The sequence below is a fragment of the Streptomonospora sediminis genome, assembly GCF_054778995.1.
Map to the genome: position 1 here is coordinate 1 of NZ_BAAGYZ010000014.1, position 23,389 is coordinate 23,389.

Sequence of the window (23,389 nt, forward strand, 5' to 3'; positions counted from 1 at the left end):
TCGGCCACCGGGCGGGACGTCGCGTTCCACTCCCCCAGCACCCGGCGCCGCTCGGCCCCACCGAGCAGCGGCAGGTCGGCGACCGGCCGGTCCGGGTCCGCCAGCGCGGCGGTGAGCAGGCGCGTGAACCGCCGGGTCAGGTCGGCGACGGTTACGCGGTCGAACCGGTCGGCCGCATAGCGCACCGCCCCGTCCAACTCCGCGGTGCCGGGGCGTTCGATGAACACGATCTCCAGGTCGAACTTTGCGGTGCCCACGACCTGGTCGTCCAGCCGGGTGCGCAGCCCCAGCAGCTCGCCGGTGCCCTCGGGGCGGTTCTGGTGGGACACCAGTACCTGGAACAGCGGGTTGCGCCCGGCCGCGCGCGGCGGGTTGAGCGCGTCGACCACGTCGTCGAAGGGCAGGTCGGCGTTTGCGAACGCCGCGAGGCCGGTTGCGCGCACCCGCTCCAGGAGTTGGCGGAAGGTGGGGCCGCCGGCCAGGTCGGTGCGCAGCACCAGCGTGTTCAGGAACATGCCCACGGCGCCGTGCAGCGCCTCGTCGGTGCGGGTGGTCGCGGGCGTACCCAACGGGATGTCGGTACCGCCGCCCATCCGGTGCAGCAATACCGCCACCGCCGACTGCAGCACCAGGAACGGGGTGGTGCGGGTATCGGCTGCGGTCCGCGCCAGGGCGCGGTGCAGTTCGGCGGGCAGGCTGAACCGCACCAGGCCGCCTTCGGTGCCGGCCGTGTCGCCGGGATGGGCCGGCCGGGGCCGGTCCGCGGGCAGCGGGACCTCGGCGGGCAACCCCGCCAACGCCTCCCGCCAGAACCCGCGCTGGCGCGCCGCCCTACTATCCGGATCCGCCACCGCACCCAGCACCTCGCGCTGCCACAGCGCATAATCCCCGTACTGCACCGGCAACGCCGCCCACCCCGGAGCACGCCCCGCACACCGCGCACGGTAGGCCGCATCCAAATCCCGCAGAAACGGCTCCTGCGACCACTCATCCACCGCAATGTGGTGGAACACGGCCAGCAACACGTGTTCGCCACCGCTGCCGGTGAACAGGGTGAAGCGCGCGGGCGGGCCGGACGCAAGGTCGAAGGGTGCCCGCGCGGCGCGGTCGAGCTGCGCGGCGCGGCCGGCGGTGTCGGCGGCCGCGGGTTCGACCGCCAGCAGCGGGTGCGGCAGTTCACCGAGGGGCAGGGGGCGCTGCTCGGGTTCGCCGTCGGGCCCGGTCGGGAATCGGGTGCGCAGCACGTCGTGGCGGTCGAGTACGTCGCGCAGTGCCGCCTCCAGCGCGGCCCGGTCGAGTGCGCCGGTGATGTGCAGCGCCCAGGGCACGTTGTAGGCGGCGCCGCCCGCACCCGCCGGCTCCAGCAGCCACAGCCGCCGCTGCTCGGCCGAGAGCGGCATGCGTTCGGGGCGGGGGCGCCGCGCGAGCCGCGGGCGCGGGCCGCTTGAGGTAGCCGGGGCCGTGCCGATGCGGGCGGCGATGCGGGCGGGGGTGGCGGCTTCGAACAGGTCGCGCACGCCGATGTCGGCATCCAGCCGGGCGCGCAGCAGGTTGGCGGCGCGGGCGGCGGCCAGGGAGTGCCCGCCCAGCGCGAAGAAGTCGTCCTCGGCACCGACCTCGCCGGTGCCCAGCACCTCGCCGATCGCGGCGCAGACCACCGCCTCCAGCGGGGTGGCGGGTGCGCGGCCGCGGTCAGCGGCCGCGGCGGTGCGGACGGGCGCGGGCAGGGCGGCCCGGTCGATCTTGCGGTTCTCGGTGAGAGGGAACGCGTCGAGGACCGCGATCGCGGCGGGGACCATGTAGTCGGGTAGCCGGGCCGCGGCGGTCGCGCGTACCGCGTCGCCGTCGAGCGGGCCGGCACCGGGTGCGGCGACCACGTAGCCGGTGATCGCCGGTTCGGCGCCCGTGCCCGCGCCGGCGGCAACGGTGGCGACCGCCTGGGTGACACCGGGGTGGTGCGCCAGCGCGGTCTCGATCTCGCCGAGTTCGATCCGGAACCCGCGCACCTTCACCTGGAAGTCCGAGCGGCCCAGGTACTCCAGCTCGCCTGCGCGGTTCCAGCGCACCACGTCGCCGGTGCGGTACATCCGCGAACCCGCGGGGCCGAACGGGTCGGCCACGAACCGTTCGGCGGTCAGGCCGGCGCGGCCGTGGTACCCGCGCGCCAGGCCCGCTCCGGCTATGTAGAGGTCGCCGGCCACGCCGGCCGGCACCGGACGCAGCGCGCCGTCGAGCACGTACACCCGGGTGTTGGCGATGGGGGTGCCGACGGTGACGGGCCGGCCCGCCGCCACCGGCGCCGCCGTGGACCAGATGGTGGTCTCGGTGGGCCCGTACAGGTTCACCACCTGCTCGGCCCGCGCCGCGAGGGTGTCGGCGAGCGCCTGCGGCAGCGCCTCGCCCCCGGCCAACACCCGCAGCCCGGTCACCGCTGCGGGGTCCTCCTCGGTCAGCGCCCGCAGCAGGCTGGGGGTGGCCTGCACGGTGGCGGCGCCGGACGAGCGGGCGAGCGCCGCCAGTGCGGCGGGGTCGCGTACGGTGTCGCCGTCGGCGAGTACCGCCGCGGCCCCGGTCAGCAGCGGCAGGTACAGCTCCAGCGCGGAAATGTCGAAGGCAACGGTGGTCACCGCCAGCAGCCGGTCCCCCGGTTGCATCGGGAACCGCCCGGCCATGTCGTCCAGGAAGTTCACCAGCGCGCCGTGGGGCACCACCACGCCTTTGGGGCGGCCCGTCGACCCGGAGGTGTAGAGGATGTAAGCGGCGTTGCCGGGGGCGGGCGCCGCGTCGGCGGGGGCCGCCGGTGCGGGTTCGGTCCGGGCAGCCGGGTCGTCCACCAGCAGCCGGCCGGGCCCCGGCGGCAGACCGGCACCGGTCGCGGCATCGGTCACCACCAGCGCGGCACCGGAGTCGGCCAGCATGAAGCCGATCCGCTCGGCCGGGAACCCGGTATCGAGGGGCAGATACGCCGCACCCGCACGGCCCACCGCCACCAGGGCCACCACCAGCTCCACCGACCGCGGCAGCGCCACCGCCACCACCGACTCCGGCCCCGCACCCGCGCCGCGCAGCCGGCCGGCCAGCGCGTCGGCGCGCGCGTCGAGTTCGGCGTAGGTGAGTGACGCGCCGCCCGCGACCACGGCGGTCCGTTCGGCGTGGTCGGCGGCGGCGCGGGCGATGCGTTCGGGCAGTAGTGCGGTGCCGAGCGGCGCCGCGGTCGCGTTGGCCCGGGCCGCCGCGCGCCGTTCGGCCGGGGTGCGCACGTCGATGGCCGACACGCTGCGGCCGGGGTCGGCGGCCATGGCCGCGAGCACCAGCTGCAGCCGCTCCACCAGCAGTTCGGCCGTTTCCGGGTCGAAGCGGGCGGTGGCATAGCGCAGTGTGCCCGCCAGCCCTGCGGTGCCGGGGCGTTCGGCGAAGGCGAACTCGAGGTCCAGTTTGGCCACCCGCATGTCCACCGGGTGGACTGCGCAGTCGGTGCCCAGCAGCGCGGGCCGCTCGGGGTCGCGCTGGTAGGTGAGCATGACCTGGAAGAGGGGGTGGCGGGCCGGTGAGCGGGCCGGGTCGCACTGCTGGACGACGCGGTCGAAGGGGGCGTCGGCGTTGGCGAACGCTGCGACGTCGGCGGTGCGGACCCGCGCCAGCAGCTCGGCGGTGGTCGGCGTATCGGACAGGTCGGTGCGCAGCGCCAGCATGTTCAGGAACATGCCGATGGTGTCGTGCACCGCGGTGTCGTCACGGTTGGCGGCGGGCGTGCCGATGGTGATGTCGTCGCCGGCTCCCATGCGGTGCAGCAGCACGGCCACGGCACTCTGCAGCACCATGAACACGGTGGCGCCGTGCTGCTCGGCGAGGGCGCGCAACTCATCGTGGCTGCCGGCGTCGAGGCCGAAGCCGACCGCGGCGCCGGAGGTGTCGGGGGCCGCGGGGCGCGGCCGGTCGGCGGGCAGGTCGGGTTCGGGCGGTGCCCCTGCCAGGGCGCCGCGCCAGAACGCCAGTTGGCGGCCCATCGGGCTCGCGGGGTCGTCGGCCGCGCCCAACCAGTCGCGCTGCCACTGCGCGAAGTCGCCGTAGTCGGCCGCGAGCGGGCGCCACTGCGGGGCGTGCCCGGCGCGGCGGGCGGTGTAGGCGGTGTCGAGGTCGCGCAGGAAGGGGGCTTCGGACCACTCGTCGGTGGCGATGTGCGGGAACATGAAGGCGAGCACCGCGTCCTGGTCGCCGGTGCGCAGCAGTGCGGCGCGCACCGCCGTATCGGCGGCGAGGCCGAATGGCCGGTGCAGTACCTCGTGGAGGCACCGGGCCAGTTCGGCGGGTGCGAGGTCGCGGACCTCCAGCGGGTCGCCGATCTCGGCTGCGGGCAGGATGCGCTGGTGCGCGGCCGGGCCGTCGCCCCCGTCCGCCCGGTGCTTGTCGTGGCCGCCTGCGGTGTAGACGGTGCGCAGGATCGGGTGGCGCAGGACGACGTCGCGCAGCGCGGCGGACAGCGCGCCGGTGTCCACGGCTCCGTGCAACCGAAACGCCAGCGGCACGTTGTAGGCGGGGCCGGGGCCGTGCAGTTGGTCCAGGAACCACAGCCGCTCCTGGGCGTAGGACAGCGGCGCGGGTTCGGCGGGGTCGGGCCGGCGGGTGAGCGGCGGTCGGGCGGCGGGGCGCCGGGCGAGCAGGGCGGCCAGGCCGGCGGGGGTGGGCGCGTCGAAGATGTCGCCTACGTGCGCCTCGGTGCCCAGTTCGGCGCGGACGCGGTTGGCGGCTCGGGTGGCGAGCAGGGAGTGCCCGCCCAGCGCGAAGAAGTCGTCACCGCCGCCGATGGCTCCGGTGCCGAGCACCTCGGCCAGGATGGTGCGCAGGCGCGCTTCGAACGGGTCGGCGGCGGTGTCGGCCGCTGCCGGTTCCGCGGCGGTGGCGGCGGGATCGGGTGCGGGCAGTGCGGCGCGGTCGGTCTTGCCGTTGGCGGTCTGCGGGAACTCCGCCAGCACGACCACTGCCGCGGGCACCATGTAGTCGGGCAGCCGGGCGGCCAGCGCCCGGCGCAGCGCGGCGGGGTCGGGCGCGGCGCCGGGGCGGGGGCACACGTAGCCGACGATGCGGGGCTGGGCGGGGGTGTCCTCGCGGGCGGTGGCGACCGCGTGGGCGACGCCGTCCTGCTCGGCGAGTGCGGTCTCGATCTCGCCGAGTTCGATGCGGAACCCGCGCACCTTCACCTGGAAGTCCGAGCGGCCCAGGTACTCCAGCTCGCCTGCGCGGTTCCAGCTCACCACGTCGCCGGTGCGGTACATCCGCGAACCCGCGGGGCCGAACGGGTCGGCCACGAACCGTTCGGCGGTCAGGCCGGCGCGGCCGTGGTACCCGCGCGCCAGGCCCGCTCCGGCGATGTGGAGTTCGCCGGCCGCCCCGGCGGGCACCGGACGCAGCGCGCCGTCGAGCACGTACACCCGGGTGTTGGCGATGGGGGTGCCGATGGCGGCGGCCGCGGCGGCCCCTGCCGCCGGGCGGCCGGTGGCCGTCCCGGTGTCGGCGGCGGTGGACCAGATGGTGGTCTCGGTGGGCCCGTACAGGTTCACCACCTGCTCGGCCCGCCCGGCGAGGGTGTCGGCGAGCGCCTGCGGCAGCGCCTCGCCGCCGGCCAGCACCCGCAGCCCGGTCACCGCGTGGGGGCGTTCCTCCACCAGTGCCCGCCACAGTGTCGGCGTCGCCTGCACTACCGACGCGCCGGACGACTCCACCAGCTCGCCCAGCGCCGCGGGGTCGCGCACCGTGCCGCGTTCTGCCACGACCACCGACGCCCCCGCCAGCAGCGGCAGGTACAGCTCCAGCGCGGAAATGTCGAAGCCCACCGTTGTCACGGCCAGCAGCCGGTCCCCCGGTTGCAGCGGGAACCGGTCGGCCATGTCGCCCAGGAAGTTCACCAGCGCGCCGTGGGGCACCACCACGCCTTTGGGGCGGCCCGTCGACCCGGAGGTGTAGAGGATGTAGGCGGCGTTAGCAGGGCCGGGCGCCGCACCGGCGGGGGCCGCCGGAACGGGCTGGGTCCGGACCGCCCGGTCGTCCACCAGCAACCGGCCGGGCCCCGGCGGCAGACCGGCACCCGACGCAGTATCGGTCACCACCAGCGCGGCACCGGAGTCGGCCAGCATGAAGCCGATCCGCTCCGCCGGAAACCCCGGATCAAGGGGCAGATACGCCGCACCCGCACGCCCCACCGCCACCAGCGCCACGACCAACTCCACCGACCGCGGCAACGCCACCGCCACCACCGACTCCGGACCCGCACCCGCGCCGCGCAACCGCCCGGCCAGCGCGTCGGCGCGCGCCATCAGCTCGCCGTAGGTCAGCGACGTGCCGCCCGCAACCACGGCGACGGCATCGGGTGTGCGGCGGGCGGTGGCGGCGACGAGGTCGGTGACCGCTGCATCCGGGGGTTCGGCGGCGGGTCCGGCGGCGGTCGCGGGCACGGCGTCGCCGCCTGCGATGTCCAGGGTGCCCAGCCTGCGCCGAGCGGTCTCCTGCGGTTCGGTGCCTGCCTCCGCGAGCGTGCCGAGCAGGCGGCCGAACTCCGCGAGCAGTTGGGCCAGGACCGCGCGAGTGTAGCGGGCGGCGTTGCCGTTCAGCTCGAAGCGCAGGCCGCCGGTGGCGGTGTCGCGGTAGACCGACAGCGACACGTCCTCGACCGGGCCTTCGGACAGGGTGCGGGCGGTGCCGCGGATGCCGGCGAACTCCAGGTCGTAATCGAACGCCTTGATGTTGACCATCGGCCCGTGCAGCGGCGTGCTGCGCCCGACCAGGTTGAGGTCGCGGCGCACGTCCTCGGCGCGGTAGCGCTGGTGGGCGCGCAGTTCGCGCAGCCGGGCGGTGGTGGCGGCGAGCAGGTCGGCGACGGTGTCGCCCGGGTGCAGGCCCAGGCGCAGCGGCAGCACGTTGACCACCATGGCGGGGGTGCGCAGGGCGGCCGAGCCGAGCCGGCCCATGGCGGGCATGCCCAGCACCACGTCGGGGGCGCCGGTGCGGCGGTGCACGTAGCAGCCGAAGGCGGCGATGACGGTCTCGGCCCAGCTCGCGCCGGCCTGCCTGCCCAGTTCGGCGAGGCGGTCGGCGGTGGCGGCCTCGACCGCTCCATGGGCGGTGGCCACCGCCGGGGCGGGCGCGGGCGGGGTGTCGCTGAGCAGCGCGGGCTCGGGCCGGTCGGCCAGCAGGCCGCTCCAGTGGCCGCGGTCCTCGGCGCAGCGCGGGGAGGCGGCGTAGTCCTGTTCTTCGGCGACGACGGCCGCGAGGTCGCCGAACCTGCGTTCGGGCACCTCGCCGGCGGCCAGTGCGGTGTAGACCTCGGCGACGCGGCGCGTGAAGGTGGTGATGGCGTAGGCGTCGGCGACGATGTGGTGGTAGCGCTGGAACCACAGGTAGCGGGCGTCGCCGATGCGGTAGAGCACGAAGCGGTGCAGCGGTCCGGTGGTGAGATCCACGGGTGCGGCCATGTCGGTGCGCATCAGCGCCAGCGCGGCGCTGCGGGGGTCCTCCCGCGTGCGCAGGTCCGCCTCTTCCAGCAGCGGCCGGTCCCAGGGCAGGTCGGGGTGGACGACCTGGTACGGCTCCTCGCCGCCGGTTCCCGCTGCCGCGTCCGGGTACTGCGCCGTGTCCGGGTCCTGCGCGCCCGGCCGGATGAGGGTGCGCAGCGTGTCGGTTTCGGCGACGGCGTGCTCCAGTGCCGCGCGCAGCAGCGCGGCGTCGGTGTCTCCGGCGAGGTCGATGTACTGGCCGACGTTGAAGCGCGCGGCGGCGCCGGCGGAGCCGTGTTCGCCGGCCCCGCCGGCCGCCGCAACGTGATGGGCGTAGAACACGCCGCGCTGGGCGCCGGTCAGCGCCAGGGAGACGGGGGTGCGGGCGGGGCGGGTCTCGGTCATGTCGATGCGCTGCCTTCGGTGCGGGTCGGTGGCCAGGGGCGGGCCGGCGCCCCGCGCGGGGCGCCGGCGGGGCGCAGCGGCGGCTCAGGCGGGTCCGGCGGGTCCTACGCGTTCGGCGGGCTCGGCCGGCTCGGCCCAGCGGCGGCCGTCGGCCGAGGGGACCAGGCCGCCGTCCAGCAGCGGCGCCTCGGCGGTGGCCGCCCCGGTTATGCCGCGCCGCTGGATCCGGTTCATCTCCGACATGACGTCGGCCACCACCGGTGCGCGGAACAGCTCGGTCATCTTCTCGCCGCTTTCGGTGCGGGCGGCGCCCGTGCGTTCGACGGCGCCGGACAGGTCCGCTGCGGCGGAGGTGAACCGCTCGGTCAGCGAGTCGGCGCCCACCAGCGCCGTTTCGGCCGAGGAGGCACCGGCGACCAGGGTGGCGAAGGCTTCCATGTCGGTGGCCTGCATGCTGGTGACCTTGCGGGCCTGCCAGAAGTAGGAGTCCTCGCGCTGGCGCATGTCGTAGAAGGCGGCGAGGAACTCGTAGAACACCGCGTACTCGCGCCGGTAGCGGTTCTCGAACTCGCCGAAGGCCCGGTCCTCGTCCAGCTCCCCGGCGAGCACGCTGTTCACCGACCGCGCGGCGAGCAGCCCGCTGTAGGTGGCCAGGTGCACCCCGGTGGAGAACACCGGGTCGATGAAGCAGGCGGCGTCGCCGATCAGGGTGATCCCCGGCGCCCAGAAGCGGGTGGCGGCGTAGGAGTAGTCGCGGCGCACCCGGACGCTGCCGTAGGTGCCTTCGGTGACGCGCGGGGCGTCGCCGAGCAGGTCGCGCACGATCCCGCAGCGCTGGATCGACTCGCGCAGCGTGCCCTCGCGGTCGGCCTGGATGCGGCCGGCCTGGTCGCGGTTGAGGACCGCGCCGACGCTGGTGAGGTCGTCGCGCAGCGGGATATACCACAGCCAGCCCTCGTCGAACGCGGCGCAGAGGATGTTGCCGGCATCGGGTTCGGGCAGGCGGCCGCCGCCCGCGAAGTAGCCGAACACAGCCAGGTTCTGGAAGAAGTCGGAGTAGCTGCGGGTGCCCCCGGTGGCGGCGTGCAGCCGGCCGGTGCTGCCGGAGGCGTCGATGACGTGGGCGGCGGCGATCTCCTGGCGGGCGCCGTCGGGGCCGGTGCAGACGACCCCGGTGACGCGTCCGCCGGTGGTGGCCGCCTCCAGGACCGTGTGTTCTTCGCGCACCCGGACCCCGTGGCGGGCTGCGTTGCGCAGCAGGATGTCGTCGAAGGTCATCCGGTCGACCTGGTAGGCGTAGGAGGTCGGCCCGGACAGTTCCGGCGACAGCGCGAACAGGAAGTTCCACGGGTCGGGGCTGGTGCCCCAGCGGAAACTGCCGCCGCGCTTGGTGGTGAATCCGGCCCGGCGGATCTCCTCGTCGGCGCCGAGCAGCCGGCACACGCCGTGCACGGTGGCCGGCAGCAGCGACTCGCCGATCTGGTAGCGGGGGAAGCGCTGTTTCTCCAGCAGCAGGACCCGGTGGCCCTGGTCGGCGATCAGGGTTGCGGCGGTGGAGCCGGCGGGGCCGCCTCCCACGACGATGGCATCGAATTCCTCGGGGGCGCTCATGATTGCGGCTCCTGGCGTCGGGTGGTTTCGGACACTCGGGGGTCAGCGGTGCAGGAGCCGGGCCCAGGCGGCGACGCTGGGTTGCTCGGCCAGGGTGATGAAGTCGGTTTCGACGCCGGCCTTGCGCCAGCTCTCGACCAGGCTCATCAGCCGGATGGAGTCCATCCCGCGGTCCAACAGGTTCTCGTTCTCGTCCAGCGATCCGGCGGGTTCGCCCAGCACGTGCTCGACGTCGGCGCGGATCCGCTGCGCGGTCAGCTCGCCGTCGTGGGCGTCGGACGCGGCGGGGTATTCGGACATGGCGGTGTCTCTCTCCTCGGTTTCGGGGGTTTCCTGGGGCGGGCGGGTCGGGCCGCTAGCTCCCGCCCGCCGGGTGCGCGGCCGCGGCGGTGCGGTGCGTGCCGGCGCTGCGGGCGCTGATCGCGTCGAGGATCTCGCCGACACGCACCGCGACGTTGGACAGCAGCGACGACGAGATCCCGTGAGTGTGCTCGGTGCCGCCCTGCAGGTAGATACCGCAGGTCACCTCGTCGGAGGTGGCGAGACGGTAGTCGCGTTCGACAGCGGGGCGGCCCCCGGCGTCGCAGACCACGTGCTCGGCCAGCTCGCCGAGCAGGTCGCGGGGGTCGGGGGCGGTGTAGCCGGTGGCATAAACCAGGTAGTCGGCCTCGACCGCGGTCTGCTTGCCGCTGGACAGGTCCTCCACGGTGGCGGTGACCCCGCCCGGCGCCTCGTGCACCCCGGCCAACCGCGACGTGTTGTGCATCCGCAGCCGCTCGACGCCCTTCACCCGGTCCTGGTACGCGGCGTGGTAGAGCGTGTCGATCAGATCGGGGTCGACCACCGAGTAGTTGGTGTTGCGGTGGTAGCCCATGATCTCCGCCTTGGTCTCGGCGGGGGCGGCGTAGAACGCGTCGACCGCTTCGGGATCGAAGATCCGGTTGGCGAAGGGGCTGTCGTCGGAGGGGCTGTAGCCGTAGCGGGAGAACACGGCGTGCACCCGGGCCTGGGGGAACCGGCGGTACAGGTGGTCGACGCACTCGGCCGCGCTCTGCCCGGCGCCCACCACGACGAACGAGCGCGGCGGTGCGCCCGCCGGCAGCTCCGCCAGCCGCTGCAGCAGGTACTCGTTGTGCCAGATGCGCTCGCTGAGCCGCGCGCCCTCGGGCAGGCGCGGGCTGAGACCGGGCGCGAAGACGATGTTGCGGCCCCGGCTGCGGTGGCGGACACCGTCGGCGCCGCGGGCGACCACGTCCAGCTGGGAGATCCGGCCGCCTTCGTCGCGGACGGGCTCGACGCCCTCGACCTCCGCGCCGTAGCGCACCTGGTCGCCGACCCGCTCGGCGCACCAGGCCAGGTACTCGTGGAACTCCGCGCGCAATGGGAACAGCGTCTTGTGGTTGATGAAGTCGTGCAGCCGCCCGGCGGCGTGCAGGTACGACAGGAAGCCGAAGTCGCTGGCGGGGTTGCGAGTGGTCACCAGGTCCTTGAGGAACGAGACCTGCATGGTGGCGTCGTCCAGCAGCATGCCGCGGTGCCACCCGAACTCGGCTTGGCGCTCCAGGAAGACTCCGCTCAGGGCTGGCGCGGCGGGGTCGGCTGCGGCGCGCTCGCGCTGCTCGTGCAGGCCGATGGCCAGCGCGACGTTCGAGGGCCCGAAACCGATCCCCACCAGGTCGTGGGCGGGCGGGGGCTGCGGCGTGGAGGTCACTGGGTTCCTTTCAGCGGGGTCGGTCTCTTCGCGGGCTGCGGCGGGGCGGCGTTCACACGCGCGAGTCGAGTGCCGCGGCCGGGGCCAGGTCCGCAGCGGCATCGCGCGCGGACACCGCGACCCCGCAGCGCTGGGCTACATAGCGCAGTGCAAAGCGGTGGTCCTCGGCGCTGAAGTCGGCGGTGGCGTCGGCGACCAGGAACGGCTGGACGTCGCGCATGAAGGCGTCGGCCGCGGTGAGCAGGCAGCCGATGTGGGCGTAGACACCCGTGATGAGCAGTTGGTCGCGGCCCTGGGCGGCCAGGCGCTCGGCGAGGTCGGTGCGTACGAAGGCGCTGTAGCGCCACTTGGTTATCACCGAGTCGCCGTCTTCGGGCTGGAGCCGGGCGGCGATACCGGTCTGCTCGGGATCGTTGCGCATACCCGGACCCCAGAAGTCGCGTTCGAGTCCGCGCTGTTCGGCCGCCATGTCACCGGGCTTGGCGGTGTAGATCACCGGTACGCCGGCGGCTCGGGCCGCCTCGCGCAGCGCGGCGATGTTGGCCAGGGCGCCCTCGAGCGGCTGTGCGCCGGGGCGGTACGGATGCAGGAAGTAACGCTGCATGTCGTGGATGAGCAGCGCCGCCCGCCCGGGGTCGGCGCGCCAGCCCGCGCGGCCGGCCGGCAGGTCGCCGGGGGCGGGCAGCTCGTAAGGTTCGATGTGCGGCAGCGGCATCCGGTGTCCATTCGACGGTTCGCGGGCGGTGGCGGCGCGCGGTGCGGCGGCGCATCACGGGTTTCACTGCTGGGGGGCGGGTACGGCGGCGCCGGCGGGCGGGTCGGGGGTGTGGGCGGCGCGGACGGCCGCGCGCAGTTCGCGGCGGCTGACCTTGCCGACGCCGGTGGCGGGGAACCCGGGCACGAACTCCACCCGGTCGGGGATCTTGTAGCCGGCCAGCCCGCGTTCGCGCAGGAAACGCAGCAGCTCGGCGCGGGCCGGCGCCTGACCGCGGGCGATGACATAGGCGCAGGCGCGCTCGCCCAGGTACCGGTCGGGCATGGCGACCACGGCGGCGTCGTGCACGCCGGGGTGGGCCAGCAGGTGGTCCTCGACCTCGTCGGGGGCGATCTTCTCGCCGCCGCGGTTGATCTGGTCCTTGGCGCGGCCCTCGACGACGATGTGGCCGGTGGGGGTACGGCGCACCAGGTCGCCGGTGCGGTAGAAGCCGTCCGGGGTGAAGGCGGCTGAGTTGTGTTCGGGGGCGCGGTAGTAGCCGCGGATTGTGTAGGGGCCGCGGGTGAGCAGTTCGCCCAGCCCGCCCGGTGCCACCTCGGTCCCGTCGCTGTCGACGATGCGGATCTCGTCGTCGGGCGAGATCGGCCGCCCCTGGGTGTGTTCGACGACGTCGTCGGGGTCGCCGTAGCGGGTGTAGTTGACGAGCCCTTCGGCCATCCCGAAGACCTGCTGGAGTGCGCAGCCCAGTACGGGGCGCACCCGCCGTGCGGCCTCGGCACTGAACTTTGCGCCGCCGACCTGCAGCACCTGCAGCGACGACAGGTCGCGGTGTGCTTGGGCGCCGCCGTCGACGGCGTCCAGCCACAGCATCGCAACGGGCGGCACGACCGCGGTGTGGGTGACGGCCTCGGTCTCGATGAGGGCCAGGCAGGTGGCGGGGCTGGGGTCGGGGGCGAGCACGACGGTGCCTCCGGCGCTGAACACGCCGAGGAAGCCGGGCGAGCTCATCGGGAAGTTGTGCACGGCCGGGAGCGCGGCGAGGTAGACGGTGTGCGGGTCCAGCTCGCAGATCTCGGCGCTGGCGCGCACCGAGTAGAGGTAGTCGTCGTGGGTGCGCGGGATCAGCTTGGGCAGCCCGGTGGTGCCGCCGGAGAGCTGCAGGAAGGCGACATCGGCGGGGTCGGGGCCGGCGGTGGCGCCGGGGCCGGCGCCGCCCGAGTCGCGCACGGTGTCCAAGGCGGTCAGGCCGGGCCGGCCGCCGGTTTCGCCGGCCACGATCAGGTGTTCGGGGCCGCCGGTTTCGGCGCGGACCTGCTCGGCCAGGTCGCGGTGGTCGAACCCGGCGTCGGTGTCGGCGGTCACCAGGGCGGCCGCGCCGGTGAACGTGCACAGGTAGGCGACTTCGGCGCGCCGGTGGGCCGGCAGCGCGTAGACGGGCAGCGCGCCCAGCCGGAACAGGGCGAAGGCGACCTCGAAGACCTCGGGGCGGTTGGGCAGTTGGACGACGACGCGGTCGCCCGCGCCGATGCCCAGCCGGGCCAGACCGGCGGCCAGGCGGTCGGCGCGCGTGTCGAGTTCGGCGTAGCTCCACCGCCGGCCGCCGCTGACCACGGCGGTGCGCTCGGCGAAGCGGTGGGCGCGGTCGCGCAGGAACGCGCCCAGTGTCTCGCCCAGCCAGTAGCCCTGTTCGCGGTAGCGGTCGGCGAACTCGGTCGGCCAGGGTGTGCATCCGGCGAGCATCGGGGTGGGCGGTCCCTTCTCGGTTGCTGGGTGTGCGGTGCGGTGCCGGGCACCGGGTCGGCGTAGCGGCCCACTGATCAGGTCGGTGAAGTGTGCAATTCGCCGGCAAGCCCCGCGGAGTGCGGGCCGGTCCGGTTGCTGCGCGGCTCAGCGCAGGGTCGCGCCGCCGTCGACGTAGAGGTCGTGCATGGTGATGTGGCGGGCGGCGGAGGAGGTGAGGAAGCCGACCGCCTCGGCGACGTCGGCGGCATCGGCGATACGGCCCAGCGGGATGCCCACCCGGAACGCCTCGGGGGTGCCTTCGATGACCCGGCGGGCGCCGTCGCCGTCTGCCCACATGCCGCGCTGCATGGGGGTGTCGGTCGAGCCGGGCGAGACGACGTTGCAGCGGATGCCGTGCGGGGCGAGTTCGAGGCCGAGGGACTTGGTGAACATGGTGGCGGCGGCTTTGGATGCCCCGTAGGCGGCCAGCCCGGCGCGGGGGATGCCGGCGGCGTTGGACCCGACCGTGGTGATGGTGCCGCTGCCGCGCGGCGCCATGCGCCGGGCCGCGGCGCGGGCGACATGGAAGACGCCGGTGGCGTTGATGGCGAAGACCCGGTCCCACTCGCTGTCGGTGGTGTCGGTGACCTGGCCGGTGGCCAGTACCCCGGCCACGTTGACGGCGTGCTCGACGGGGCCGAGGTCGCGCTCGACCGCGTCGAACAGCGCCTCCACCGCCGCGGAATCGCGTACGTCCACGGTGTACCAGCCGGCCTTGTGGCCGTCGCCGTGCAGCTCGTCGGCGACCTCGGCCAGACCTTCGGCGTCGAGGTCGGCGGCTGCGACCACCGCCCCCTCGGCCGCCAGCCGGGCGGCCACGGCCCGCCCGATGCCCTGGGCGGCCCCGGTCACCAGGGCGACTGTTCCCGCGATCCCATTGTGGGACACGTTGCTCCTTCCGACACAAGAAAGGGTAAGCACGCCTCACTAAGGCAATGCTTACCTAAGCGACTGTCCGCAAGTCTTGATCGGCGGAGCGCGTTGTGTCAACCCCGCAAAACCCGACACAACACGCAGTTATCTATAAAAAGGACACCGCGGTGTGTTCGCCCCGTCTCACTCCGGGAATCGGCGGCCGCTGACCAGGACGCGCGCCGCGGCCCTGCGGGGGTGGGCCCAGCGGTAAGCCGACTGTGGCCGCGGCGACAGCAATTTCGGCCGGTTGCGGCAGCCGATACACCGGGCCGCACATCCCCCGGCGGTTCTCAGTGGGCGGTTCTCAGCCGCCGCCGCTCCGCGGGCCTGCGGCCAGCTCGGCGCGGCGCAGCTCCGGCAGGACGGCCGCTGCGGCGGCGATGCCGACCACACACGCCAGACCGCCGGCGGCGACCGCTGCCGCCGGGCCCAGCGCCTGGGCGAGCCCGCCGGCCAGTGCGCCCCCGGCGGCCGGGCCCGCCGTGGCCAGCACCAGCCAGAAGGAGCTGACGCGGCCCAGCAGCCTGCCGGGGGTGTAGCGCTGCACCAGGGCGCGCTGCAGGATCTCGGCGGTGATCATCCCCATACCAGCCAGCCCCAGCAGCACCAGCGACAACCCGAGGTGCCGGCTCGCGCCGAACCCTGCCATGGTCCCTGCCCACAGCAGGCCCGCGGCGATCAGCGCATACCCGGGGCGGCGGACACGTCCCGCCCAGCCGCTGAACAACGCGCCCAGGAAGGCGCCGACCGCGGGCGCCGAATAGAGCAGCCCCACCGTCCGCGCATCACCCATCAGGGCCTGCTCGGCCATTGCCGGGAACACCGCGTAGGGCAGGGCCAGCAGCCCGGCCAGCAGCTCGACCGCCAGCAGTCCGACGATCACGCGGTGGCGCCGCGCGAACCGCCACGCCTCCCCCAGCGCGCGCAGCGGGTGGCCGGTGGCCTGCTGGGGCTCCTGCCCGGTTGCCGCGGGCAGCCGCGGCAGCAGGAGCATCAGCGCCACCTGGGCGGCCGTGGCGGCGCAGGTGGCGGCGTAGCACGCGGCGACCCCGGGCCCGGCGGCGACCAGGCCGGCCACCGAGGGGCCGAGCATGGTCGCCAACTGCGTGGTGATCGCCGTCAGCGCGCCCGCGGCGGCCAACTGGTCGGCGCGGACGAGTTCCGGAGTGACCGCCACCAGCGCCGTCTCGCCGATGCCGTCGACGATGCCCAGGACGGCCGCGCAGGCGTAGACGGCCCACAGGCTCGGCCGGTCGGCGAGCGCGTTCAGCGCCAGCGCGGCGAACACGGCCGCAGCGGCGCCGCGCGAGGCCAGCAGCAGCATCCGCCGCTCCAGCCGGTCGGCCAGGACACCGCCGGCCAGGGTTCCGGCGACCAGGGTGGTGCCCGCGATCGCGTTGACGGTGCCCACCGCCAGCGACGATCCGGTCAGTCCGTAAACCTGGACCGACAGCGCCACCAGCGTGAGGCTGACACCCATCAGGGCGACCACGCGCGAGGCGAACAGCACCCGGAAGGGGCGGCTGGAACGCAGCGGACCGATGTCCAACACCAGTCCGGGCACGCCGCACACCCTCCGTTCCTCGTCCCGTGGCACAGCCGCCGCCCGCCGGCGGCCGAAACACGGCGCGGGGCGGCCCGGACAGCCTAACGGCGGCGGTCCTGTAGGCCGGACCCGCGCCCGCGGGGCAACGCGGTTCGGCCGGCTACCGTTCCTCCAACTTCGGGAAGATCACGCGGTTGAGGATCAAGGTCACCGCCGCGCCCACCGGGACCGCGATCAGGGCGCCGACCACGCCCAGCAGCGCACCGCCCAGCAGCGCCGAGGTGATGGTCACGGTCGGGGCCACGTGCACGGAGCGCTGCAGGATGCGCGGGGCGATGAGATAGCTCTCGATCTGCTGGTAGAGGAGGAAGAACACCAGTGTCACCGCCCCCATCTGCAGGTCGCCGATACCGACGGCGACCGTCGCCGCCAGCGCCCCGATGGTCGTGCCCACCAGCGGGACCAGCGCGGTCACGGCCACGATGAGTGAGAGCGTCAGCGCGTAAGAGGAGCCGATCACGGTCAGGTAGCCCAGGGCGACCAGGCCGCCGATCAGCGCGATGAGCAGCTGGCCGGCGATGTAGGCGCCGATGCGGTGGATGATCTCGTCGCCGAGCTCGCGCACCCCCGCGCGCCGCGAGCGCGGCACGAGCCGGTAGCCGACCTCGGTGATGCCCGGCAGCGACGCCATGAAGAACACGGTCAGCACCAGCACCATGAAGACCGCGGCCAGCGAGTTCAGCACCGCCTGTCCGATGCCGAAAACCCCGCCGAACAGCCGCTGCTGGAAGTCCGAGCTGGTCAGGAACTCCTGGGCACGGTCCAGCAACTGGAACCGGCGGTCCAGATCTGCCAGGACCGGGTTCTGTTGGGCAAGCCCGAAATAGCTCGGCAGATCGGCGATGAAGGCCGCCACCTGCCGGGTCAGCGGCGGCACGATCGTCCAGAAGAACCCTGCGGCAAAGGCGACCAGCGCCAGGCACACCACCACGATCGCGACCCAGCGCACCATCCAGCGGCGCAGGAACTCAACGACCGGGTTGAGGCCCACGGCCAGGAACAGGGCGACCAGGAAGCTGACGAAGATGCCCTGCGCGCGGGCCAGCAGCTCCACCAGCAGCCAGGCGGACAGTACCCCGAGCGCGCCGGTGAAACCGACAACGAAGAAGTTCACCTGGGCGAGCGGGCCGCCGCGCGGACGCTGGAGGCCGCGTTCGGCGCAGGCCATCACCGCCGCGGCCTGCGAGGCTCCGGACGGTGCCGCGCCCCCGCCGGACGCACCGGCGCGCTGAGCGGACGGCCCGGCCGGCCCGGTCGGCGCGGACTCCCCGTCCGATTCGGCCTCGTGCTCGGCCACCCTGGCCGCCTCCCAACGGTGCGGTTTTGCGACCCCAAACTTAACGAACCGGCCCGCACGGAGCGAGTCGGACGCGCAAGAAGGCCCGCGCCCGCAGGCGGCGGGCCGCCCGGCGCACCGATGATCATGCAGAAATGCCCGAATATCGGAGCTGACACCGGCGTTACTGCAGGGTCATCGCCGACGTCAGCACACTAGCGGCCTCAGCCCGGCGGTGTCCGGATGTCCATGGCCTGTTTCAGCCCGCTGTAGTGGAAGATGCGGTCGATCTTGCCCGGCGGGACGATGACGGTCAGCGAGCCGCCGCTGCGCGCGAGGCGGCGGTGCATCCGGGCCAGCGCGCCCAGGCCCACCGAGTCGATGAAGGACAGTGCCGTGAGGTCGACGACCATCTGCGGCCCGTAGACGATTTCGGCGGTGCCTGCCGTCTGCTCGAAGCGGTCGACACTGGCGAGGTCGAGTTCCCCTCTCAAACGCATGACGGTGCTCCCGTCGCGGTCGCTGATTCCCACGTTGAACTGGTACATGAGGGGCCGTCCCCGGACTGCGCTGGTACCCGCGGGAGTATAGGGAGTCCCGGCGAGCGCTTGCCTGTCTTCAATCCCGAACCCATTTTCCCGGTGCCGGCGACCCGGGGGAACCGGAACGCCGGCACCGGGCCGGCCGGGTACGGTTCGGCTTCCGGACGCCGCGGGCGCGGGGCCGCATTGCCGCCGCGCAAAGGTACCCCGTCGCTCGGCGCCGGACCGGCCGCTCGCTGAACCGGCCGCGCCCTTTTTCCGCCGCGCGCCCGGAACCCGGCCCGGCCGACCGCTCCGGACGGAAAAAAGCCGCACCGGCGCCGGTACCGGTGCTGCACCTCCCCCGCAGCGGGCGCCGGCAAAGGGGCGCGGTCAGGCCTCGGGGTCGGGGCCCCGCTCCAGCGGCAGGCGCACGGTGAACACCGCTCCGCCCAACTCGGGGCTGTCGCCGACGTCGAGCGTCCCGCCTTTGGCTCTGGCGATTTCCCGGGAGATCGCCAGGCCCAGGCCCGTCCCGCCGGGGTCGCGCCGGCGCGACTCGTCCAGGCGGGCGAACCGCTGGAAGATCCGTTCGCGGTCCTGCTCGGGCACCCCGTTGCCGTCGTCGTGCACCCGCAGCACCACCCGGTCCCCTTCGCGGGCAACGCTCACCAGTACGCGCGTTGCGGCGTGGCGCTCGGCGTTGGCCAGCAGGTTGGTGACCAGCCGGGCGAACCGCAGCCGGTTGCCGTAGACGTAAGTGCCGCGTTCGACGGAGCAGTCGACGCGCAGCTCGCCCGAGCGGCGCTCAACCTCGACCGCCGCCAGGTCGCCCAGGTCGACGGTCTCGCGCGAGGTGGACACGTCGGCGTCCAGCCGTGCCAGCTCCAGCAGGTCGGAGACTATGCGCTCCAAGCGCACGGTGTCGGACAGGGCACCGCGCAGGGTCTCCCGCACGTCGCCGCCGCATTCGGGGTCGGCCAGTTCGACCTCCAGCCGGGTGCGCAGGCCGGCGATGGGGTTGCGCAGTTCGTGTGAGGCGTCGGAGACGAATCCGCGCTGGCGGTCCAGCGCCGTCTCCAGCCGGTGCAGTGTCTCGTTGGCGGTCAGTGCCAGCGCCGCGATCTCGTCGCCGGTCTCCGGCACGCTCAGGCGCTTGTCCGGATCGGAGGCGGTGATCCGCTCCAGTCCGGCGCGGACGGCCTCGACCGGGCGCAGCGTGCGGCCGGCCTGCCACCAGCCGATGCCGCCGATCGAGGCCAGCACCGCCGCTCCCACGCCGATGAGGGATATCTCCAGCAGCGGCCCGGACAGCAGGTCCGAGCGCGGCACAGCCGCGTAGACCAGCACATCTCCATAGGCCGAGTCGGTGCTCTCGAACCCGACGACCGTCAGGCAGCCGCGCGGGCCCTGGCCGCACTCCTGTGCGGTGACCTGACCGCCGTCGTGGCGGGGCCGCGCCAGGGTCATCGGCGGCGATCCGGCGAGTGCGCCGGTCGCGGCGAGGACCTCGCCCCGGTGGGAGACCACCTGGATGCGCACGACTCCGGAGCGGGGCCGGATGAGCCCGCCGATGCGCTCGTGCTGGATGTCCACGGCCACCTCCCGGGCGGCCTCGCCCGCGACGATGACCTGCTCGCGCTCGATGACGGCGCGGGCGAGCAGGCTGGTCACCGCGATGGCCAGGACCAGGATGAGACCGACGACGAGCATGGAGCCGGCCGCCGCCTTGGCTCTGATCGATCGCAACCGCACTCGCGGGAGCTTCGCCATGCGTCTCCAGTCCCCGCCGGTGGTCGGCCTCCGGCCGTGGTCGGCCCGCTTCCCACCCTTGCCCCACCCAAAGCCACGGCCCGGCCAACGGCGCGCAAAGGCGGCTGCGGCGGTTCCGGTCGGCGGCCCGGCCGCTGCGGGTGCCGCGGCGGCCGGGCCGGTTCTGGCAGGGTGATGCCATGGACGACATGCGCGACGCTCTGCTCGCCCAGTACGACGCGGCCTGCACGACCACGTGCCACTACTGCCCCTGCCCGCTGCCGCCCGAGACCGTGCGCTGCCGGCTCTGCGGCCGCCTGCAGGAGCGCGGCGCAGCGGCCGACCGAGCCGATGGCGATGCCCGGGAGCCGGCCGCCGGCTGACACCCTCCTGCGCGCCTGGACGCCGCGGCGACACTCCCCCACCGGTTTGCCGGAAAACCGGCATGAACACACCGGGTCGCGATTCAATTGCAAACTGCAATGGTTCGTCCACGGGGCGCCGCCCCGTCCAGGAGGCATCATGCGGAATCTCCGCACACCGGTACTTCTCGCGCTACTGACCGGGTTCATGGCCGTCGCACCGGCCGCCCAATCGGCCGCATCGGCCCAGCCCGCCGAATCGGTCCGGCCGGCCGCGCAGGTACCGGACGCAGTAATGAAACTGTCCGTGACCGGCCCCGACCGGAAGGCGGCCGAAACCACCACACTGAACTGCGCCCCGGCCGGGGGCTCGCACCCCAACGCGCAAGACGCCTGCGAGGCACTGCAGCGCGCCGGCGGCGACTTCGCCGCCCTCGGCAAGCGCAACGAGCAGCGGGTTTGCACGCTGCGGTATGCGCCGGTGACTGTCAGTGCCACAGGCACGTGGCACGGCGCACCGGTGGACTACAGCGAGAAGTTCAGCAACGCCTGTGTCGCGAGCGTGGAAACCGAGAGGATCTTCGACTTCCACACCGCGTAATCCGCCCCGGCGGCGGCCGGGCACCCGGCCGCCGCCGCACGGCTACTCGTAGGGGTCGGGCGGGTTCTCGACCTTTTTCATGGATTCGACGGTGAACCGGTGGTTGCGCACGCTCTGCAGGTCGCCCTCTGGTGGTTTCCAGGTGCCGTCGACACGCCACCAGCTGTCCTCGGGCGGCTCGGGCTCGTTGGTGATCAGCACCCGGTTCACGATGGCGTCGGCCGCGCAGCAGGCCATCTGCAGGCGCGCCAGGTACCAGCCCTCGCCCTCGGTGTTGGGCACGGCGAATCCGGTCAGGCGGATGGTGCGCCCTTCCATGGTCCGTTCCTTGTCGGTCCAGGCGCGGTTGATGAACCCCTGCACCTCCATCTCGATCGGCTCGGAGGATCCGGATCCGCCGAGTTCGTCGAGGGGGTCGAGCGCGGTATCGGCGTCGTCGCCGGGGGGCGCGGCCGTGGAGGCGTTCCCGGCGGTGTAGGCGCCCAGGGCCGGCGGCGCGACGACGAACACCGCCACCACCGGTAGGAGCAGCAGCCAGGCCACCCGGGGCGCGCCGTGCCCGTGCCCGCCGTGGTCGTCGTGCCCGCCGGGCCCGCAGCCGGCGGCCGGCGCGCGCTGCACCGCCCCGCCCAGCGCGGCGCGGACCTCGCCGGCGACCACGGTGGCGCCCAAGGCGATCAGCACCGCGCCCGCTCCGATCAGAAACGGCCGGAAACCCGGCTGCACGTAGTTCAGGTAAAGGTCGCTGAACAGGGTGCTGCTCAGCGCGGCGGCGCCCAGCAGCACCAGCACGATCCCCTGCGCGGTCCGGTTCAAAGCAGCAGCCCTCCTACGGTGAACGTGGCGACCAGTGCGGCGGCCAGGGTCAGCGGAACGAAACGGCGCACGAAGGACCACCCGAACGTGCCGCCCTGCAGCGCGATCAGTTTGAGGTCGACCATCGGCCCCACCACCAGGAACGCGAGCTTGGCCGTGGGCGAGAACTCGGTGAGGCTGACCGCGACGAAGGCGTCGGCCTCCGAGCACACCGACAGCACGATCGCGAACAGCGCGAGAACCAGCACCGAGATGACCGGACGGTCGGCGACCGCCGCCACCCATTCGCGCGGCACCACAACGTTGACGGTGGCCGCGGCGAGCCCGCCCAGCACCAGGAACCCGCCCGCGTGCATCAGGTCGTGCACCATCGACTCGCGGAACACCTGCCAGCGCGGCGCATCGGGATCGTGTCCGGTGCGCGGCGGGCGGAGCCAGTCGGTGCGCCCCAGGCGCGCCCACACCCAGCCGACCACGACGGCGGCGCCGAAGGAGGCCGCCAGGCGGCCCAGGACCATCTCGGGCTGGCCGGCGAAGGCGACCGCGGTGGCCACCAGGACCACCGGGTTGATGGCCGGCGCCGCCAGCAGGAAGGTCAGCGCCGCCGCAGGGGCGATGCCGCGTTTCATCAGCCCGCTGGCGACCGGGACCGACGCGCACTCGCACCCCGGCAGCACCATGCCCGCGGCGCCGGCGGCCGGAACCGCGGCATAGGGGTTGGCGGGCATGACCCGCCGGTAGAACGACGCCGGAACGAACGCGGTCAGCGCCGCCGACAGCGCGACGCCGAACACCAGGAACGGCACCGCCTGCAGGCTGATCGCGGTGAAGACGGTGGCCCAGGCCAGAAACGCCTCGTGGGTCAGCTGGTCCGACACCCAGGCGCCGCCCGCTGCCAGCGCGACGGTGAACAGCGCGAACAGCCAGACGGTGGCCAGCGGACGCGGCCCCTGGGGGCGGCCCCAGTCGGCGGGTGGCAGGGCGTCCTCGGGGTCGTCCCAACCGGTGGCCAGGGAATCGCCCAGGGAGGCGTGTGCGGGAGGAGCGGGTCCCGCCGGGCGTTGCGGCACGCTGGTTCTCCGAAAAGCTCGATAGTGGGCCGCGCGAACGGCGCGGCAGGGGTGGTCATCCGGTCCCCGGCATAGTATCGGCAACGGTTTTCATCGTGCGCGCATTGTCCACAGCCGACCGCGCGCCGCCGCCCTTACCCCTGCACCGGCGAACGGAGGTCCCCGCGTGCTCGCCCTCGTGCCCGTTGTGAAATCGGTTGTGCTGTTCGCCGTCGCCGCGCTCTGCGAAATCGGCGGCGCCTGGTTGGTGTGGCAGGGGGTGCGCGAACACCGCGGCCTGCTGTGGATCGGGGCGGGTGTGCTGGCGCTGGGGCTCTACGGTTTCGTGGCCACGTTCCAACCCGACGCCCACTTCGGCCGCATCCTCGCGGCCTACGGCGGCGTGTTCGTCGCCGGATCGCTGGCCTGGGGAATGGTCGTGGACGGGTTCAGGCCCGACCGGTTCGACGTGCTGGGCGCGCTGCTGTGCCTGGTGGGTGTGGCCGTGATCATGTACGCGCCCCGCGGGGGCTGACGGCCGGCCGGGCCGACCGGAAAAGGAGCGGCGGCGCCCCGGGTGGGAGGGCGCCGCCGCTGGGAAGGCGCCCGCCGGCTCGATGAGGCGGCGGGAGCCGGGATTGTGCGGCCCCGGCAGGCGGACGGGCCCGTGTCGGGCACATCCGGCCCGCCGGGGCCCGGCCGGAAGCAGGCCGGGGTTTCTGTCAGCCCTGCGGAGCGCGGGCGCCGGGCCGCTCGCCGCCGCGGGCGGCGGGTTTGCGG

General features: G+C 74.0%; 16 protein-coding genes. 3 read left to right on the forward strand and 13 right to left on the reverse strand.

The annotated features are described in order from the left end of the window. The 11 genes from ACYVD5_RS04555 to ACYVD5_RS04605 all read right to left on the reverse strand — a co-directional run. A partial coding sequence (locus ACYVD5_RS04555) for an amino acid adenylation domain-containing protein (RefSeq protein WP_460999624.1) occupies positions 1 to 7,892 on the reverse strand: 7,892 nt, incomplete at its 3' end. A gap of 84 nt (positions 7,893 to 7,976) precedes the next feature. Next, complete coding sequence (locus tag ACYVD5_RS04560; protein WP_460999625.1) at positions 7,977 to 9,503, reverse strand: tryptophan 7-halogenase; 1,527 nt, start codon at positions 9,501 to 9,503, stop codon at positions 7,977 to 7,979. A gap of 42 nt (positions 9,504 to 9,545) precedes the next feature. Beyond that, positions 9,546 to 9,803, reverse strand: a complete 258-nt coding sequence (locus ACYVD5_RS04565) for a phosphopantetheine-binding protein (RefSeq protein WP_460999626.1) — start codon at positions 9,801 to 9,803, stop codon at positions 9,546 to 9,548. Between the two features lie 55 nt (positions 9,804 to 9,858). Further along, positions 9,859 to 11,214: a lysine N(6)-hydroxylase/L-ornithine N(5)-oxygenase family protein gene (locus ACYVD5_RS04570; protein WP_460999627.1), complete on the reverse strand. Its 1,356-nt coding sequence runs from the start codon at positions 11,212 to 11,214 to the stop codon at positions 9,859 to 9,861. 52 nt (positions 11,215 to 11,266) lie between these two features. Beyond that, positions 11,267 to 11,929 carry an isochorismatase family protein gene (locus ACYVD5_RS04575; protein WP_460999628.1) on the reverse strand — a complete coding sequence of 221 codons (663 nt, stop codon included), beginning with the start codon at positions 11,927 to 11,929 and terminating at the stop codon, positions 11,267 to 11,269. 63 nt (positions 11,930 to 11,992) lie between these two features. Further along, positions 11,993 to 13,669, reverse strand: a complete 1,677-nt coding sequence (locus tag ACYVD5_RS04580; protein WP_460999629.1) for a (2,3-dihydroxybenzoyl)adenylate synthase — start codon at positions 13,667 to 13,669, stop codon at positions 11,993 to 11,995. 147 nt (positions 13,670 to 13,816) lie between these two features. Next, a complete protein-coding gene (locus ACYVD5_RS04585) occupies positions 13,817 to 14,599 on the reverse strand; it encodes a 2,3-dihydro-2,3-dihydroxybenzoate dehydrogenase (protein ID WP_460999630.1) in 783 nt (260 codons plus the stop codon). Between the two features lie 331 nt (positions 14,600 to 14,930). Then, entirely contained in the window at positions 14,931 to 16,190 is a 1,260-nt protein-coding gene (entS, locus tag ACYVD5_RS04590; protein WP_460999631.1) for an enterobactin transporter EntS, read from the reverse strand. A 142-nt stretch (positions 16,191 to 16,332) separates the two neighbouring features. After that, a complete protein-coding gene (locus ACYVD5_RS04595; RefSeq protein ID WP_460999632.1) occupies positions 16,333 to 17,529 on the reverse strand; it encodes an AI-2E family transporter in 1,197 nt (398 codons plus the stop codon). Between the two features lie 203 nt (positions 17,530 to 17,732). Beyond that, the gene (locus ACYVD5_RS04600; RefSeq protein WP_460999633.1) at positions 17,733 to 18,056 is read right to left on the reverse strand and encodes an STAS domain-containing protein; all 324 of its coding nucleotides are present in this window, start codon (positions 18,054 to 18,056) and stop codon (positions 17,733 to 17,735) included. 366 nt (positions 18,057 to 18,422) lie between these two features. Further along, entirely contained in the window at positions 18,423 to 19,802 is a 1,380-nt protein-coding gene (locus ACYVD5_RS04605) for a sensor histidine kinase (protein ID WP_460999634.1), read from the reverse strand. Between the two features lie 179 nt (positions 19,803 to 19,981). Between ACYVD5_RS04605 and ACYVD5_RS04610 the strand changes: the two genes are divergently transcribed. Next, positions 19,982 to 20,164 (forward strand): hypothetical protein, encoded by a 183-nt coding sequence (locus tag ACYVD5_RS04610; protein WP_460999635.1) that lies wholly within the window; start codon positions 19,982 to 19,984, stop codon positions 20,162 to 20,164. 139 nt (positions 20,165 to 20,303) lie between these two features. Beyond that, on the forward strand, positions 20,304 to 20,744 hold the full coding sequence (locus ACYVD5_RS04615; protein ID WP_460999636.1) for an SSI family serine proteinase inhibitor: 441 nt from the start codon (positions 20,304 to 20,306) through the stop codon (positions 20,742 to 20,744). 42 nt (positions 20,745 to 20,786) lie between these two features. Here the strand turns inward: ACYVD5_RS04615 and ACYVD5_RS04620 are convergent, their stop codons facing one another. Further along, positions 20,787 to 21,560 (reverse strand): TIGR03943 family putative permease subunit, encoded by a 774-nt coding sequence (locus ACYVD5_RS04620; protein WP_460999637.1) that lies wholly within the window; start codon positions 21,558 to 21,560, stop codon positions 20,787 to 20,789. Beyond that, positions 21,557 to 22,630: a permease gene (locus ACYVD5_RS04625; protein ID WP_460999638.1), complete on the reverse strand. Its 1,074-nt coding sequence runs from the start codon at positions 22,628 to 22,630 to the stop codon at positions 21,557 to 21,559. Before ACYVD5_RS04625 ends, ACYVD5_RS04620 begins: the two co-directional genes overlap by 4 nt. Positions 22,631 to 22,808: 178 nt before the next feature. On the opposite strand from ACYVD5_RS04625, the gene ACYVD5_RS04630 reads away from it, so the two are divergent. Further along, on the forward strand, positions 22,809 to 23,144 hold the full coding sequence (locus tag ACYVD5_RS04630) for a YnfA family protein (RefSeq protein ID WP_460999639.1): 336 nt from the start codon (positions 22,809 to 22,811) through the stop codon (positions 23,142 to 23,144). The last annotated feature ends 245 nt before the right edge of the window (positions 23,145 to 23,389 follow it).